Source organism: Streptomyces hygroscopicus subsp. hygroscopicus (genome assembly GCF_001553455.1).
GTDB lineage: Bacteria > Actinomycetota > Actinomycetes > Streptomycetales > Streptomycetaceae > Streptomyces > Streptomyces hygroscopicus.
In genome coordinates this window covers 12,627-26,620 of the sequence record NZ_BBOX01000042.1, presented here as the reverse complement: position 1 = coordinate 26,620, position 13,994 = coordinate 12,627, and the positions used below count along the sequence as shown (strand labels likewise).

Genomic DNA, 13,994 nt, shown 5'->3' with positions numbered 1-13,994 from the left:
GCGAGACACGGGCCCCGGCCGGACGCGGTTCAGGGCGTCTGCCCCTCCTCCCGGTGGGTGACCCGGATCTTCGACTGGCCGTGCGGCAGTTCCTCCCAGTCCGCCATGAACCGGGCCGACAGCCCGTGCTTCTCCGCCAGGGCGATGAGCGTCTCGGTGCGGTAGTAGAAGTCCTCCCGCAGCACCTGGTGTTCGACCCCCTCGGTGCGGTCGAAGGTGAAGTCGAACCAGCCGCCCGGCGCCATGACGCGGCCGACATGGGCCAGGCACTCCTCGATGACCGGCAGCGGCGAGTGCGAGAAGACGCTGTGCGCGTGGACCACGTCGAAATGCGCGTCGGGCAGGAACCGCAGCGTCAGGTCCCGCACCGGGGTGAGGGTGGGCAGGCGGTTCTGCAACCCTTGGCGCACCAGCGTGTCCTGGGCCGCCGCGAGGATCTCGGGCGAGATGTCGATGCCGTAGTAGTGGCCCGGCTCCAGATGGCTGATGAACCGCCAGCCCGCCCGCAGATTGCCGCAGCCGATCTCCAGCATCCGGTGTTCCGGCCGCAGACCGTGGCCGAGGAGGTAATCGAACTGCATGGCGCCCAGCGCCAGCCAGCGCTCATGGCTGCGGCTGCCGACCGCTGCCTCCGGGCTGGTGCGGGTGTCGGACCGCATCACCGCGCGGTAGTAGGAGACGTGGTCCGGGTAGCGGTAGCGCAGCCAGGCGTCCCGGGTGGCGCGGACCAGATGGCGCGGTACGCGATGCGGATGGCGCAGCGCGTAGGAGACCCGGTGACCGAGGGCGGAGCGGTTGACGGCGAGGTTCTTGGCGGGCATGTGAACCCTCTCGTGCTCGAAGTGCTGATGCGGGATGCGGGATGTCGACGCGGCGGTCCATGCGTTCCCGCGTCGTCGCTGTCGCTACCAGCCTCGGCGCCGCGGCGGCGGTAAGGATCCCCGGTCCGGCCCCGGTCCTGGAGCGGTCCGGGTGATCTCCGTATCAACCGATCGGATGATGCGGCGCCCGGTCCGGCGCGTTAGGACTGGCTGAGGAGTGAACCGACGTCAGCCGGAGACGGCGGAAGCGAGCCCGGGGCAGCCGGGCAGCCGTGAAGGAACCGGGAAAACCGGAAGGACCGGCAGGAACCGGGTTAACCGGGTGAACCGGGAAGAGCCGGGAAGAAGGGGAGGGGCCGGGGTGCGGTCGGTGGTCAGCGCGGTCGGGTGGTCCGGGCGGTCGGGGCGGTCGGGGCGGACGCCGTGGCCGGTGTGGTCGGCATGGTCGGCGTGGTCCGGGCGGTCCGGGACCGACGGGCCGGACGATCCCGATGAGCGGTGGCTCACGGCGGTCCTGCACATCGCGTTCTTCCTGCTGCTGGGCTCCTCGCTGGTCCGCTATCTGACCCGGGACACCGGCAGCGCGCCGAACGGCTGGGTCATCGCCCTCTTCGTGGTCTTCGGCGCGCTCTATCTGCCCGGCCGGTGGCCGGCGCCCGCGGCGAGCCCCGGCGGCCGGCCCTCCGGCCGGTATCTGCTCTGGCTGGGGGCGGTGCTGGCCGCGTGGGTCGCGCTGCTGGTCCTTGCGCCGAGCGCGGCATGGTGTGCCATGCCGCTGTTCTTCACCGGACTGCACACCCTGCCCACCCGGTTCGCGGTGCCGCTGGCGGCCGTGCTCACCGCGCTGGTCGTCGCCTCCAAACTGCGGTTCATGCACGGCGGTTTCGACCCCAACGCGCTGATCGCGCCGCCCGCCATCGCCGCCGTGGCCGCCGCCGTCCTCATCCATCTGCGGCGCCAGTCCGCCCGGCAGCGGACGCTGATCGACGATCTGGTCCGCACCCGCCGCGATCTGGCCGCGACCGAGCGGCGGGCGGGCATCCTGGCCGAGCGTCAGCGGCTGTCCACGGAGATCCACGACACCCTGGCCCAGGGCCTGTCCAGCCAGCGGATGCTGTTGCAGGCCGCCGACCGCACCTGGGAGACGGATCCGCGGGCGGCCCGGGGGCATATGAGGGACGCGGCGGAGATTGCCTCGCGCAGCCTCACCGAGGCCCGCCGGTTCGTCCAGGACCTGGCCCCGGCCGATCTCGCCGAGCGCTCGCTGGCCGACGCGCTCGGCGCGCTCGCCGAGCGGGAGAGCGCTGCCGGGCCGGCGGTGGACTTCCGGCTCGACGGCCCCCTCGGCCCGCTGCCCGAGCGGGTGGAGGCGGCGCTGCTGCGCATCGCCCAGGGCGCCCTGGCCAATGTGCGCGAGCACGCCGGGGCGGGGCGGGCCGCGCTCACCCTGACCTGCATGGGCGACCAGATCTGTCTGGACATCGCCGATGACGGCCGCGGCTTCGACACCGACGCGGTCCCGGCCCCCGGACCGGACCGGTCGCGCGGCCACGGGCTGCCGGCCATGCGGGTCCGGGTGCGGCAGCTGGGCGGCACGCTCACCGTGGAGTCCGCGCCGGGGGAGGGGACCGTCGTCTCGGCCGCGATCCCCCTGGAGCCCGCTCCCGCCCTCGTCCCCGACCGCTCCGTGGAGGCCACCCCATGAGCCCGTCCCCGTCCCCGTCCCCCTCCGCCCCCGCCATCCGGCTGCTGCTCTGCGACGACCACGCCGTGGTGCGGGCCGGGCTGCGTGCGCTGCTGGCCAGCACCGACGGCATCGAGGTGGTCGGCGAGGCGGGCAGCGGCGAGGAGGCCCTCGCCCTGGCCGCCCGGCTCCGGCCCGATGTGGTGCTGATGGATCTGCAACTCGGGGAGGGCATGGACGGTGTGACCGCCACCCGGCGGCTGGCCTCCGGCGAGCCGCCCGCGCCCCGTGTCCTGGTGCTCACCATGTTCGACACCGACGCCGATATCGCCCGTGCCATCGAGGCCGGGGCCACCGGCTATCTGCTCAAGGCCGAGCGGCCGGAGGAGCTGTTCGCGGCGATCCGGAACGCCGCCTCCGGCCGTACCGCGCTGTCGGCCCCGGTCGCCGACCGGGTGCTGGCCCGGATGCGCAGCCCGCGTCCCGGACTGTCCGAGCGGGAGCGCGACATCCTCCGGCAGCTGGCCCGTGGACTGGGCAACCGGGACATCGCCCGGGCCCTGTTCATCAGCGAGGCCACGGTCAAGACCCATCTGGGGCGGATCTACGGGAAGTTGGGGGTCGAGACCCGGGCCGGGGCGGTCGCGGTGGCCACCGAGCGGCGGCTGCTGCCCTGAGACGTACCCAGCCGTCTCCGGCCGTCCCCGGCGCGTCAGACCACCGGCCGGTCCGGCAGCGGCGTCCGGTCCTGGCCGGGCAGGACGAGGGTGCGGGTGGGCAGCGGGATCTCGATGCCCTCGGCGCGGAACCGGCGGTGCAGTTCCTTCATGAACTCGTGTTTGATGAGGTACTGGTTGCTGAACTCCAGGGCCCGCAGGAACACCGAGAAGTCGATGCCGGACTCTCCGAAAGTGTGGAAGCGCACGCTCGTCTCGTGGTCGACGACCCCGCCCTCGACGCCGGACATCACCTTCCCGGCGACCTCGATGGTGACCCGCTCGACGTGGTCCAGATCGCTTCCGTAGCCCACCCTGGCCTGCACCATGACCGACATCTGCCGCTCGGGCTGGTGGAAGTTGGTCATGATGGTGTTGCCCAGTTTGGCGTTCGGGATGATGACGAGGTTGTCCGACAGCTGCCGTACCGCCGTGTTGCGCCAGTTGATGTCCACCACGTACCCCTCCTCCCCGCTGCTGAGCCGGATGTAGTGGCCGGGCTGCACCGTCTTGGAGGCGAGGATGTGTATCCCCGCGAAGAGATTGGCCAGGGTGTCCTGGAGGGCCAGGGCGACCGCCAGACCCCCCACGCCCAGGGCGGTGAGCAGCGGAGCGATCGAGACGCCCAGCGTCTCCAGCAGGATCAGCACGCCCATCGCCAGCACGGCGATCCGCGTGATGTTGACGAAAATGGTGGCCGTTCCCGCCACCCCGGAGCGGGACAGCGCCAGCGAGCGCACCAGATCGGCCACCACCCGCGCCGCCGTGACCGTGGTGACCAGGATCAGCACCGCCACCAGCACCTGATTGACGTCATGGCCGACCGTGGGGGTCAGCGGCAGCGCGGCGGCCGCGGCGGCGACACCGGCGGCCATCGCCGCCCACGGCGCCAGGGTGCGCAGCGTGTCCACGATGATGTCGTCGCCGCTCCACCGGGTGGTCCGGGCCCGCTCGCCCAGCCAGCGCAGTGCGACGCGCAGCAGCGCGCCCGCCGCCGCGGCGCAGAGCAGCGCCGCACCGACGACGATCACGTCATGCGGGGTGAGGGTCCGGGTCATCGGTCACCACCCGGTATGCCGGAGGGCGCGTCAGAACCGGCCGCGCTGCCCGCCGTCGCCGGTGGGCCGTCCGGTCTGGAGTTCTGCTGGGTCACGTTGTCACCTGCTCGTGCCTGGTTTGTACGGGAGGCGCCGGGGTACATGTGTACGGCTCCGGCGCAAGGTGCCATCCTGCCGCATGCGGTGACGGCCTCAGGGCGGGATGCGCCGCCACCGCAGGTAACCCGCCAGGGCGAGTGGCGGCGCGTCACCCCGGTTGACGCGCATCCGATATGTGGTGGAATCGGGCCGCATGGGAATGCGCCGTAACGACGTGGACAGGGAATGGCCGTTCCTCGTGGCCGCCTACGCCTTCGTCATCACGATGTGCGGTACGACGCTGCCCACCCCGCTGTACTCCCTCTACCAGCGGGAGTTCGGCTTCTCGTCGCTCATGGTCACGGTGATCTTCGCCGTGTACGCGATGGGGGTCATCGCCGCACTGCTGCTGTTCGGCCATGTGTCCGACTTCATCGGACGCCGGCCGGTCCTGCTGGCCGCGCTGGTGCTGTCGGCGGCGAGCGCGGTGTGCTTCCTCCTCGCCGACGGGCTGCCGCAGCTGTTCACCGGCCGCGTCCTGTCGGGGCTGTCCGCCGGACTCGCCACCGGGGCCGCGACCGTGACGGTGATCGAGCTGGCGCCCCCGCACCGCCGCCGTGGCGCCACCCTCCTCGCGACCGCCGCCAACCTCGGCGGCCTCGGCCTCGGCCCGCTGCTGGCGGGCGTGCTGGCGCAGTACGCCCCGGCGCCGCTGCGGCTGGTGTTCGTGGTGGACCTGGCGCTGGTGGCGGTGGCCGCCGCCGGGGTGCTCGCCCTCCCGGAGACCGTACGGATGCGGCACCGCCCGCCGCTGAGGCCGCAGCGGATGCGGGTGCCCAGGGAGATGCGCTCGACGTTCACGGCCGCGGCCATGGCGGGGTTCGCGGGCTTCGCCACGCTGGGCCTGTTCACCTCGGTCTCCCCCACGTTCCTGAGCGAGGTGGAGGGGGAGCGCGATCACGCGGTCGCCGGTGCCGTGGTGTTCTCCGTGTTCGCCGCGTCGATCGCGGGCCAGACGCTGGGGCGGCGGCTGGGACCGGAGTGGTCGCTGCCCGGAGGGTGCGCGGTGCTGGTGGCCGGTATGGCGGCCATCGCGGCCTCACTGGCCACCGCGTCGCTGGCGCTGCTGGTGCTGGGCGCCGTGGTCGCGGGGGCGGGCCAGGGGCTGTCCTTCCACGCGGCCGTACGGGTGGTCACCGGGAGCAGCCCGGCCGACCGGCGCGCCGAGGTCACCTCCGCCCTGTTCGTGCTCATGTATCTGGCGATCTCGATCCCGGTGATCGGTGTGGGAGCGCTGTCGGTCGCGGTTGGGCTGCGGCCCGCGGGGCTCGTCTTCACGGGCTGTGTGGCCCTGCTGGCCGCGGCGACGCTGCTGCGGCTGCGGCTGCGCCCCGCCGGGCCGTCGGACGGCTGAGCCCGCGCCCGCCGACCCGCCAACCGGTGCGATCCGCCACCCGGTCCATCCGGCTCATCCGGCCCATCCGGTGCCCCGGCGCTGGAGGGACCACCGGCCCGCGCCCGCGAGCCGCTTTCCGCGCCGTGTGCGCCGTGCGGTGTCGTGTTGTGACGCGCCGTGCCACAAGACGGCCTGGCACGGCCTGGCACGGCCGCTGATGACGGCTCGCCAGCGGACGGCGAGAGTGCCGCGGTCGCACGCGGCGGCGGGGCGGCCCGCGTTCGACGGGCCGCCGGAAGCGCGTACAACGCCGTACAACCATCCACGACCTCCGCATGTCTCCCTAGTCAGACGCAAACAGCGCCTACGCCCATGAAGAAGCATCAAGGGGGGCAAATGAATCTTTCTCGCCGTATGGCCGCCACCGCCGTCCTCGCCACCGCCATCGCGGGCACCGTGGCCCTGACACCGCAGGCATCGGCCGCCACCAAGGCCGCGTACAACGGGGTGTGCGGCAGCGGGTACAAGGTGGTGAACTCGGCGCCCATCGGCTCCAAGGGCACCGTCTTCCTCACCTACAACTCCGCCAAGGGCCGGAACTGCGTGGTCACCGTCCGGAACACCACGGGCAAGGCGGTTCCGATGTTCGCCTATCTGTATGTGCAGGGCTCCGACGAGTCGGCCGAGGACGGCGGCGCGTACACCTCGTACGCGGGTCCCGTGTACGGCACCGGGCGCGGGAAGTGCGTGGACTGGGCCGGGGGCATCGACAACCAGTCCACCTGGACCTACGGATCGAACTGCGGATCCCTGAAGGCACACCGCGTGACCAAGGGCTGGTGAGCCCGGACGCCACGCGCCGGCGCGGCTGACGGGGGAGCGCCCGGGAGAGAACACGGGGGAAGCGGCGGCCACCTCTCGGGGTGGCCGCCGCGAACGTCTTCCGGTCCAGCGCTCGGTGCTCGGTGAGGGCCACCGCATGGGGTCGCCAGATGGGGTCGCCAGTACGAGATGGACCTCCGCGCGACGGTACGCGGCACCGCCGATGACACCCGGGCAGGTCCCGGACGGCGCGGGCGGTCCGCGCCGCGTTCACCTGCCGTGGGGCCGCCGGGGTGGAGAACGGCGCCGCCGAGGCGCCGTCAGCCCCGACGCGGGCGGCGGGTTCGCCGCGGGCGCCCCGCGGGTCTCGCCCTCGGGGCCTTCACGGGGAGCCGGATCCGGCCCTGGCGCGCCGGTGGGCGGCCACCCGCTCGCGGGTCGCGCACCGGCGTGAGCAGTAGCGGCGCTCCGGTCCGCTGCCCAGGGTGAGGAAGACGGAGTCGCAGCTGGGGGAGGAGCACAGGCCGCCGGGCGGGCGCTGACCGTCCCAGAGCAGCACGGTCAGCGCCATGCAGGACGAGGCGAGGAACCATTCGCCCCAGGGCGCCTCGTCGTCGCTGTCGAGGTGCGGATGCCAGGGGGAGCGGCCGTCGTGCGAGCTGAGCCGGAGCGGCCCGGTGCCCTCCCGCAGCAGCTCGTTCAGCGCCCGGGCGGCGCCGTCGACGTGACCGGCGGCGAACACCTCGCGCAGCCGCACGGCGGCGGCGCGCATGCCCGCGACGTCGTCGGCGGTGAGTTCGAGCGGACCGGGCTCACCGTGGTCGAGCAGGATCCCGGCGATCGCGCCGGGATCCGGACGCGACCGCGCGGTCAGGGCGTTGACGAGGGCCGCGGTGCGCCGGGCGGTGGCCCGCACCGAATGCCGGGTGGACCAGTCGTCGTTCGAGGGCGGTGACACCAGGGCAATGTAACGCACCTGGCGAGTTTTTGCGTGAGCCCCGTAACGTGCTGTGCATGATGGGGCGTTACGCGATGGGGTGCTATCTGGGCGGGGCGGCCGCCGCTCGCGCGGGGGACGAGATGTCGGGGCCCGCGCTGCTGCTGGCCGGGCCGGCGCTCACCGGTTCGCCCTCCTCGGGCTCGACGCTGCTGGCGGGCATCATGGTCACGGCGGCGGCCGGCGGACCCCTCTTCGGAGTGCTGCTCGACCGCTCCGCCCGGCCGGGCCGGCCGCTGGCCGCCGCGCTGGCCCTCTACGCGGCGGCGCTGACCGCGATCCTCCTGTGCCTGGGACGGCTGCCGTTCGCCCTCGCGGTCCTCCTCGCGGTGGGCGCGGGGCTGCTGGGGCCCGCCCTGTCCGGCGGGTGGACCTCCCAACTGCCCCGGGTGGCACCGCCGGGGGCCCTGCCCCGCGCCACCGCGCTCGACGCGATGACCTTCAGCCTCGCCGCGCTGGTGGGGCCCGCGCTCGCCGGTGCCGTCGCGGGAGCGGCCGGGGCACCGGCCGCCGTGGCGGTCTCCATCGCGCTGATCGGCCTCGCGCTGCCCGCCGCTTGGACGCTCCCCGTGCCCGCGCCGCGGCCCGGCCCGGTCCCGCCGGCGGCACGGAGCCTCCCGGCGGACCCGTCCGCGTCGCGGTGCCCGTCCGCGTCGGCGTCCCCGTCCGCGCCGCCGTCCCCGTCCGCGCCGCGAAGCCCCACCTCCGTCCCGCCACCGGGGCCCTCGGTCCTCGCCGACCTCACCGCCGGACTGCGCGCCATCGTCCGCAACCGGCCCCTGGCCCGTGCCACCGCCACCTCCGTCGTCTCCTGCGTCGGCCAAGGCGCGCTGCTCACCTGCTGCCCGCCGCTCGGCACGGCCGTCCTCGGCGGCCCCGACCGCGGCGCCCTGCTGCTGTCCGCCACCGCCGCGTCGGCCCTGGTGGCCAACGCGGCGCTCGCCCGCCGCCGCCGTGCGCCACGCCCGGACACCGTGCTGCTCGGCTCCACCCTGCTGCTCGTCCTCGCGCCTCTGCTCGCGGCCACCGGTCGCCCGGTCCCGCTGATCGCCGCCGTGCTGCTCGCCGGCGCCGCCGAGGGTCCCCAGCTCACCGCGCTGTTCGCGGTGCGCCACCGGGAGGCCCCCGAGCGGCTGCGCGGCCAGGTCTTCACCACCGGCGCCAGCTTGAAGATCACCGGCTTCGCCCTCGGCGCGGCCTTCGCCGGTCCGCTCGCCACCTGGTCGCTCCCCGGCGCCCTGGTGGCTGCCGCGGGGTGCGAGGCGCTCGCAACGCTGGTCTTCGTATGCTTGCCGGACACCGCGGTGGCCACCGCTTCACCCCGGCCCCCGGGCGCAGTGTGACGGTGCCATGTCAGTCATGATGACCAGCATGAAAGACCTGAAAGACCTGCTCCCGGTCGAGGCCGTCCGGCTCGACGTCCGGGCGGCCGACTGGCGTTCGGCGATAGCCGTCGCCGGGCGTCTCATGGTGGAGACAGGCGTCACCACCGAGGAGTACACCCGCGAGATGGTCGCCAACGTCGAGGAGAACGGGCCGTACATCGTCATCGCGCCGGGGGTGGCCTTCGCCCACTCCCGGCCGTCCCCGGCGGTGCTCACCACCGGGATGTCCTGGGTCCGGCTCGCCGAGCCCGTGGAATTCGGGCATGAGTCCAACGACCCCGTCACCCTCGTCGTCGCCCTCGCCGCCCAGGACTCCGCCGCGCACACCTCCGCGATGGCCGCCCTGGCGCGGCTCCTGGGCGACTCCGCCACCGCGGCCGCCCTCGCGACCGCGCCCACCCCGGAGGCCCTGCACGCCGTGCTCGCCGGGGAGCGGGCGGAGAGCGGCCCCGAGGCCCCCGAGCCGCCCGCCTCCGCCGAGCCGCTGGCTACCGCCGGGCCTTCCGCTTCCGCCGAGTCGTCCGCCACCGCCCCCTCGTCCGCCGCCCCGGAGCCGTCCTCGTTCCCCGAGCCGTCCCCCGAGTCGTCCCCCGAACCGTCCGCCGCCGAGCCCCGGGCTGCCTCGCTGCACAAGATCCTCACCGTCTGCGGCAACGGCGTGGGCACCAGCCTGTTCCTCAAGAACACGCTGGAGCAGGTGCTGGACCGCTGGGGCTGGTCCAGGTTCGTCACCGTGGAGGCCACCGACACCATCTCCGCGAAGGGCAAGGCGTCCGAGGCGGTGGCCCTGTTCACCTCCCGTGAGATCGCCAGGACCCTGGGGGACGTGGGACGGCCGGTGAAGGTCGTCCAGGACTTCACCAGCACCGCCGAGGTGGACTCGGTGCTGCGGGACACCTACGACGTCTGACGACGGGGACACAGAGGAAACACCATGAGCTGGTTCGTCACCCTCGCCACGTTTCTCGTCAACGAGATTCTGAGCGAACCCGCGTATCTGATCGGCATCATCACCGCCGTCGGACTCATCGCGATGAGGAAGAGCGCCGGGCAGATCATCGGTGGCGCCATCAAGGCGACACTCGGTTTTCTGCTGATCGGCGCGGGAGCGGGGCTGGTCACCGACTCCCTCGCCCCGCTGGGCACCATGATCCAGGGTGTCACCGGCGCCCACGGCGTCATCCCCACGAACGAGGCCATCGTCGGCATCGCCCAGGACCGGTTCGGCTCCCGGGTCGCCTGGCTGATGATCCTGGGCTTCCTGGTCAGCCTGGCGCTGGCCCGGTTCACCCCGCTCCGCTACGTCTTTTTGACCGGGCACCACATGCTCTTCATGGCCACGCTGCTGACCATGGTCCTGGCGGGCGACGGCCGCTCCACCGTCGCCGCGGTGGCCATCGGCGGGGTGCTGCTGGGCATCATGCTGGTCGCGATGCCCGCCTTCGCGCACCCCTGGACCAAGCGCGTCACCGGCAGCGACACCGTCGCCATCGGCCACTTCGGCACGGCCGGGTACATCGTGGCGGGCGCGGCCGGAAAGGTGGTGGGCAAGCGCAGCCGCTCCACCGAGGAGATGAAGCTGCCCGAGGGGCTGCGCTTCCTGCGCGACTCGATGGTGGCCACCGCCCTGTCGATGCTGCTGATCTACCTGGTCATGGCCGTCCTCCACCTCGTCAAGGAGGGGCAGAAGACCGCCTTCAAGGCGTTCGCCACCGGCACCGGCGGGGCGGCCACCGGCACCGGCAACTACCTGATGCAGTCCGTGATGCAGGGACTCCAGTTCGGCATCGCGGTCGCGGTGATCCTCTTCGGTGTCCGCACGATCCTCGGTGAGCTCGTCCCCGCCTTCCAGGGAATCGCGCGGAAGGTGGTCCCCGGCGCGCTGCCCGCGCTGGACGCGCCCATCGTCTTCCCGTACGCGCAGAACGCGGTGCTGATCGGCTTCATCTCCAGCTTCACCGGCGGACTGATCGGCCTGGCCCTGCTCACCTGGGTCTTCAATCCGGCCTTCGGCCTCGCCCTGGTGCTGCCCGGTCTGGTGCCGCACTTCTTCACCGGCGGGGCGGCCGGGGTCTACGGCAACGCGACCGGCGGCCGGCGCGGCGCGGTGGTGGGGGCGTTCCTCAACGGCCTGCTCATCACCTTCCTCCCCGCGCTGCTGCTCAAGGTGCTCGGTGCGTTCGGCGACCAGAACACCACCTTCGGCGACGCCGACTTCGGCTGGCTGGGCGCGCTCATCGGCAACGCCGGCAAGGCCGGTGGCGCCGCCGGGCTCGTGGTCGTCCTGCTGCTCGGCCTCGCGGTCCTCGGGGCCGCGATCCTGGTGCAGAAGCGGGTGGTCGAGACCGGCTGGGACCCGGGCGCGGCGCGCGACGCCCTGATGCCGCGCGAGAGCGCGGCGGTGCCCGCCGAGACCGGCACCGCCCCCGCCGCCTACGCCAAGATCCCGCCGCCCGCGGGCGCTCCCGCACCGCCGCCCGCCCCCTGACGCCCCGCGGCGCCCCGGTGGTCCGCCCCGGGCCCCGCCCGGGACGGCACCTCCGCCCGGGACGGGACCGAGGGCGGGACCACGGAACGGGAACGTGGAGCGGGGCCACGGGACGGGAACGGGCAGCGGGACCACGGCACGGGAACGGGGAGCGGCGCCACGGGACGGCACCATGGCCCGGCTCCACGGGGCCGGGCCGCCGGGACGGGACGACCGGGCCGAGAGGTCTCACGCCTGCTTGACGTAGTCGCGCAGGTGGGCGGCGGTGAGGGAGCCACCGGTGTCCACCAGTTCGGCGGGCGTTCCGGTGAACACCACCTGACCGCCGTCATGGCCCGCCCCCGGACCCATATCGATGATCCAGTCGGCGTGGGCCATCACGGCCTGGTGGTGCTCGATGACCACGACCGTGTTGCCCGCGTCCACCAGGCGGTCGAGCAGGGCGAGCAGCTGGTCCACATCGGCGAGGTGCAGTCCGGTGGTCGGTTCGTCCAGCACGTAGGTCGAGCCATTGCGGGCCATGTGGACGGCCAGCTTCAGCCGTTGGCGCTCGCCCCCGGAGAGCGTGGTGAGCGGCTGGCCGAGCCCCAGATAGCCCAGTCCCACCGCGGCCAGCCGGTCCAGGACCAGCCGGGCCTGACCGGTGGTGAAGAACTCCCGCGCCTCGGCCACCGACATGCCCAGGACATCGCTGATGTTCCGGCCGCGCAGCCGGTACGCCAGCACCTCGGGCCGGAACCGCCTCCCCTCGCAGCCCTCGCACACCGAGGCCACCTCGGCCATCATGGCGAGGTCGGTGTACGTCAGCCCGATCCCCTTGCAGCGGGGGCAGGCCCCCTCGGAATTGGCGCTGAACAGCCCCGGTTTGACGTGGTTGGCCCGGGCGAACGCGGCCCGGATCGGATCGAGCAGCCCCGTGTAGGTGGCCGGGTTGCTGCGGCGGGAGCCACGGATCGCCGACTGGTCGGCGACGATCACGTCCTCCCGCCCGGACAGCGACCCGTGGATCAGGGAGCTCTTGCCCGATCCGGCGACACCGGTGACGACGGTGAGCACACCGAGCGGGATGTCCACGCTCACGTCCCGCAGATTGTGCAGCCGCGCGCCCCGGACCGGCAGCTGCCCCCTGGGCCGCCGCACCTTCTCCCGCAGCGGCACCCGGTGGTCCAGATAGCGCCCGGTCAGGGTGGCGGAGGCGCGCAGCCCGGCCAGATCGCCCGCGTAGCAGATCCGCCCGCCCGCCGCCCCCGCTCCGGGCCCCAGGTCCACCACATGGTCGGCGATCCGGATGGTCTCGGGCTTGTGCTCCACGACCAGCACCGTGTTGCCCTTGTCCCGCAGCTGGAGCAGCAGCCGGTTCATGCGCTCGATGTCGTGCGGATGCAGGCCCACCGTGGGTTCGTCGAAGACATAGGTGACATCGGTCAGGCTGGAGCCGAGGTGACGGACCATCCGCACCCGCTGGGCCTCGCCGCCGGACAGGGTGGAGGACTCCCGGTCCAGGCTCAGATATCCCAGACCGATCTCGACCAGTGAGTCGAGGGTCGCGCGCAGCCCCTCCAGAACCGGTCCGACGGAATCGTCCCGGATACCGCGTACGAACCGGGCCAGGTCGCTGATCTGCAGGGCCGAGCACTCCGCGATGGTACGGCCGTCGACCCGGCAGGACCGGGCCGCCTCGCAGAGCCGGGCGCCCTCACACGCGGGGCACTCGGTCAGGGTCACCGCCCGGTCGGCGAAGGCGCGCGTCCGCGGCTGCATCGTCTCCCGGTCCTTGGTCAGATACAGCCGGCGGACCTTGGTCACCAGGCCCTCGTAGGTGAGGTTGCTCTTCCCCGCCTTGATCTTGGTGGCGGGTTTGTGCAGGAAGTCCTCCCACTGGGCGGGGGTGTAGTCCCGGAGCCGGACATCGGGGTCGAAAAGGCCGGAGACCGCCATAACCCGCCAGTACCAGCTGTCCACCTCGAATCCGGGGACGGTGATGGCCCCCTCGCGCAACGACTTGTCCCGGTCGACGAGTTGGCCGATGTCGATCTCGGAGACCCTGCCGAGCCCCTCGCACCGCGGGCACATGCCCTCGGCGGTGTTGAAGCTGAAGGCGAGGGGTGGACCGACGTAGGGGCTGCCGATCCGGCTGAACAGGATCCGCAGCAGGGTGTGGGCATCGGTGGCCGTGCCCACGGTGGAACGCGAGTTGGCGCCCATCGGCTCCTGGTCCACGATGATCGCCGCACTCAGATGGTGCAGCGAGTCGACGTCCGGACGGCCGAGCGTCGGCATGAAGTTCTGGACGAACGCCGTATAGGTCTCATTGATCAGCCGCCTCGACTCCGCGGCGATGGTGTCGAAGACGAGCGAGGACTTGCCGGAGCCGGAGACACCGGTGAACACCGTGAGCCGCCGCTTGGGAATGTCCACACAGACGTTGTCCAGGTTGTTCTCCCTGGCGCCACGGACCTTGATTTCGCTGACATCCATGGCTTCAAGTGTTTCATTGAACTGCGACGTTGAGACTTTTCACGGTTTTCTCCGGGCACCGCACCGGATAT

At 72.8% G+C, this 13,994-nt stretch carries 11 protein-coding genes; 7 read left to right on the top strand and 4 right to left on the bottom strand.

The window, feature by feature from the left end:
- Positions 1-29 precede the first annotated feature (29 nt).
- Entirely contained in the window at positions 30-821 is a 792-nt protein-coding gene (locus tag AXW62_RS05685; protein ID WP_060943525.1) for a class I SAM-dependent methyltransferase, read from the bottom strand.
- A gap of 430 nt (positions 822-1,251) precedes the next feature.
- Between AXW62_RS05685 and AXW62_RS05680 the strand changes: the two genes are divergently transcribed.
- Positions 1,252-2,526 carry a sensor histidine kinase gene (locus AXW62_RS05680; RefSeq protein ID WP_060943524.1) on the top strand — a complete coding sequence of 425 codons (1,275 nt, stop codon included), beginning with the start codon at positions 1,252-1,254 and terminating at the stop codon, positions 2,524-2,526.
- Positions 2,523-3,182 (top strand): response regulator, encoded by a 660-nt coding sequence (locus AXW62_RS05675; RefSeq protein ID WP_060943523.1) that lies wholly within the window; start codon positions 2,523-2,525, stop codon positions 3,180-3,182. Before AXW62_RS05680 ends, AXW62_RS05675 begins: the two co-directional genes overlap by 4 nt.
- Before the next feature lie 35 nt (positions 3,183-3,217).
- Here AXW62_RS05675 and AXW62_RS05670 read toward each other — a convergent pair whose 3' ends face one another.
- On the bottom strand, positions 3,218-4,279 hold the full coding sequence (locus tag AXW62_RS05670; protein WP_060943522.1) for a mechanosensitive ion channel family protein: 1,062 nt from the start codon (positions 4,277-4,279) through the stop codon (positions 3,218-3,220).
- Between the two features lie 292 nt (positions 4,280-4,571).
- On the opposite strand from AXW62_RS05670, the gene AXW62_RS05665 reads away from it, so the two are divergent.
- The gene (locus AXW62_RS05665; RefSeq protein ID WP_060943521.1) at positions 4,572-5,771 is read left to right on the top strand and encodes an MFS transporter; all 1,200 of its coding nucleotides are present in this window, start codon (positions 4,572-4,574) and stop codon (positions 5,769-5,771) included.
- A 396-nt stretch (positions 5,772-6,167) separates the two neighbouring features.
- Entirely contained in the window at positions 6,168-6,596 is a 429-nt protein-coding gene (locus AXW62_RS05660; RefSeq protein WP_370682890.1) for a spore-associated protein A, read from the top strand.
- Between the two features lie 361 nt (positions 6,597-6,957).
- Here AXW62_RS05660 and AXW62_RS05655 read toward each other — a convergent pair whose 3' ends face one another.
- Positions 6,958-7,551, bottom strand: coding sequence for a CGNR zinc finger domain-containing protein (locus AXW62_RS05655; protein WP_037645029.1), 594 nt, complete (start codon positions 7,549-7,551; stop codon positions 6,958-6,960).
- A gap of 56 nt (positions 7,552-7,607) precedes the next feature.
- Here AXW62_RS05655 and AXW62_RS05650 point away from each other — a divergent pair, with 56 nt between their 5' ends.
- Genes AXW62_RS05650 through ulaA form a run of 3 tightly spaced genes read left to right on the top strand, consistent with a single transcriptional unit; the run spans position 7,608 to position 11,445 of the window.
- Positions 7,608-8,915, top strand: coding sequence for an MFS transporter (locus AXW62_RS05650; RefSeq protein WP_060943519.1), 1,308 nt, complete (start codon positions 7,608-7,610; stop codon positions 8,913-8,915).
- A gap of 28 nt (positions 8,916-8,943) precedes the next feature.
- Positions 8,944-9,867 carry a PTS sugar transporter subunit IIAB gene (locus tag AXW62_RS05645; RefSeq protein ID WP_060943557.1) on the top strand — a complete coding sequence of 308 codons (924 nt, stop codon included), beginning with the start codon at positions 8,944-8,946 and terminating at the stop codon, positions 9,865-9,867.
- Between the two features lie 24 nt (positions 9,868-9,891).
- Positions 9,892-11,445, top strand: coding sequence for a PTS ascorbate transporter subunit IIC (gene ulaA, locus AXW62_RS05640; RefSeq protein ID WP_060943518.1), 1,554 nt, complete (start codon positions 9,892-9,894; stop codon positions 11,443-11,445).
- Between the two features lie 228 nt (positions 11,446-11,673).
- On the opposite strand, the gene AXW62_RS05635 is transcribed toward ulaA, so the two are convergent.
- The gene (locus AXW62_RS05635) at positions 11,674-13,923 is read right to left on the bottom strand and encodes an ATP-binding cassette domain-containing protein (RefSeq protein ID WP_060943517.1); all 2,250 of its coding nucleotides are present in this window, start codon (positions 13,921-13,923) and stop codon (positions 11,674-11,676) included.
- Positions 13,924-13,994 lie beyond the last annotated feature (71 nt).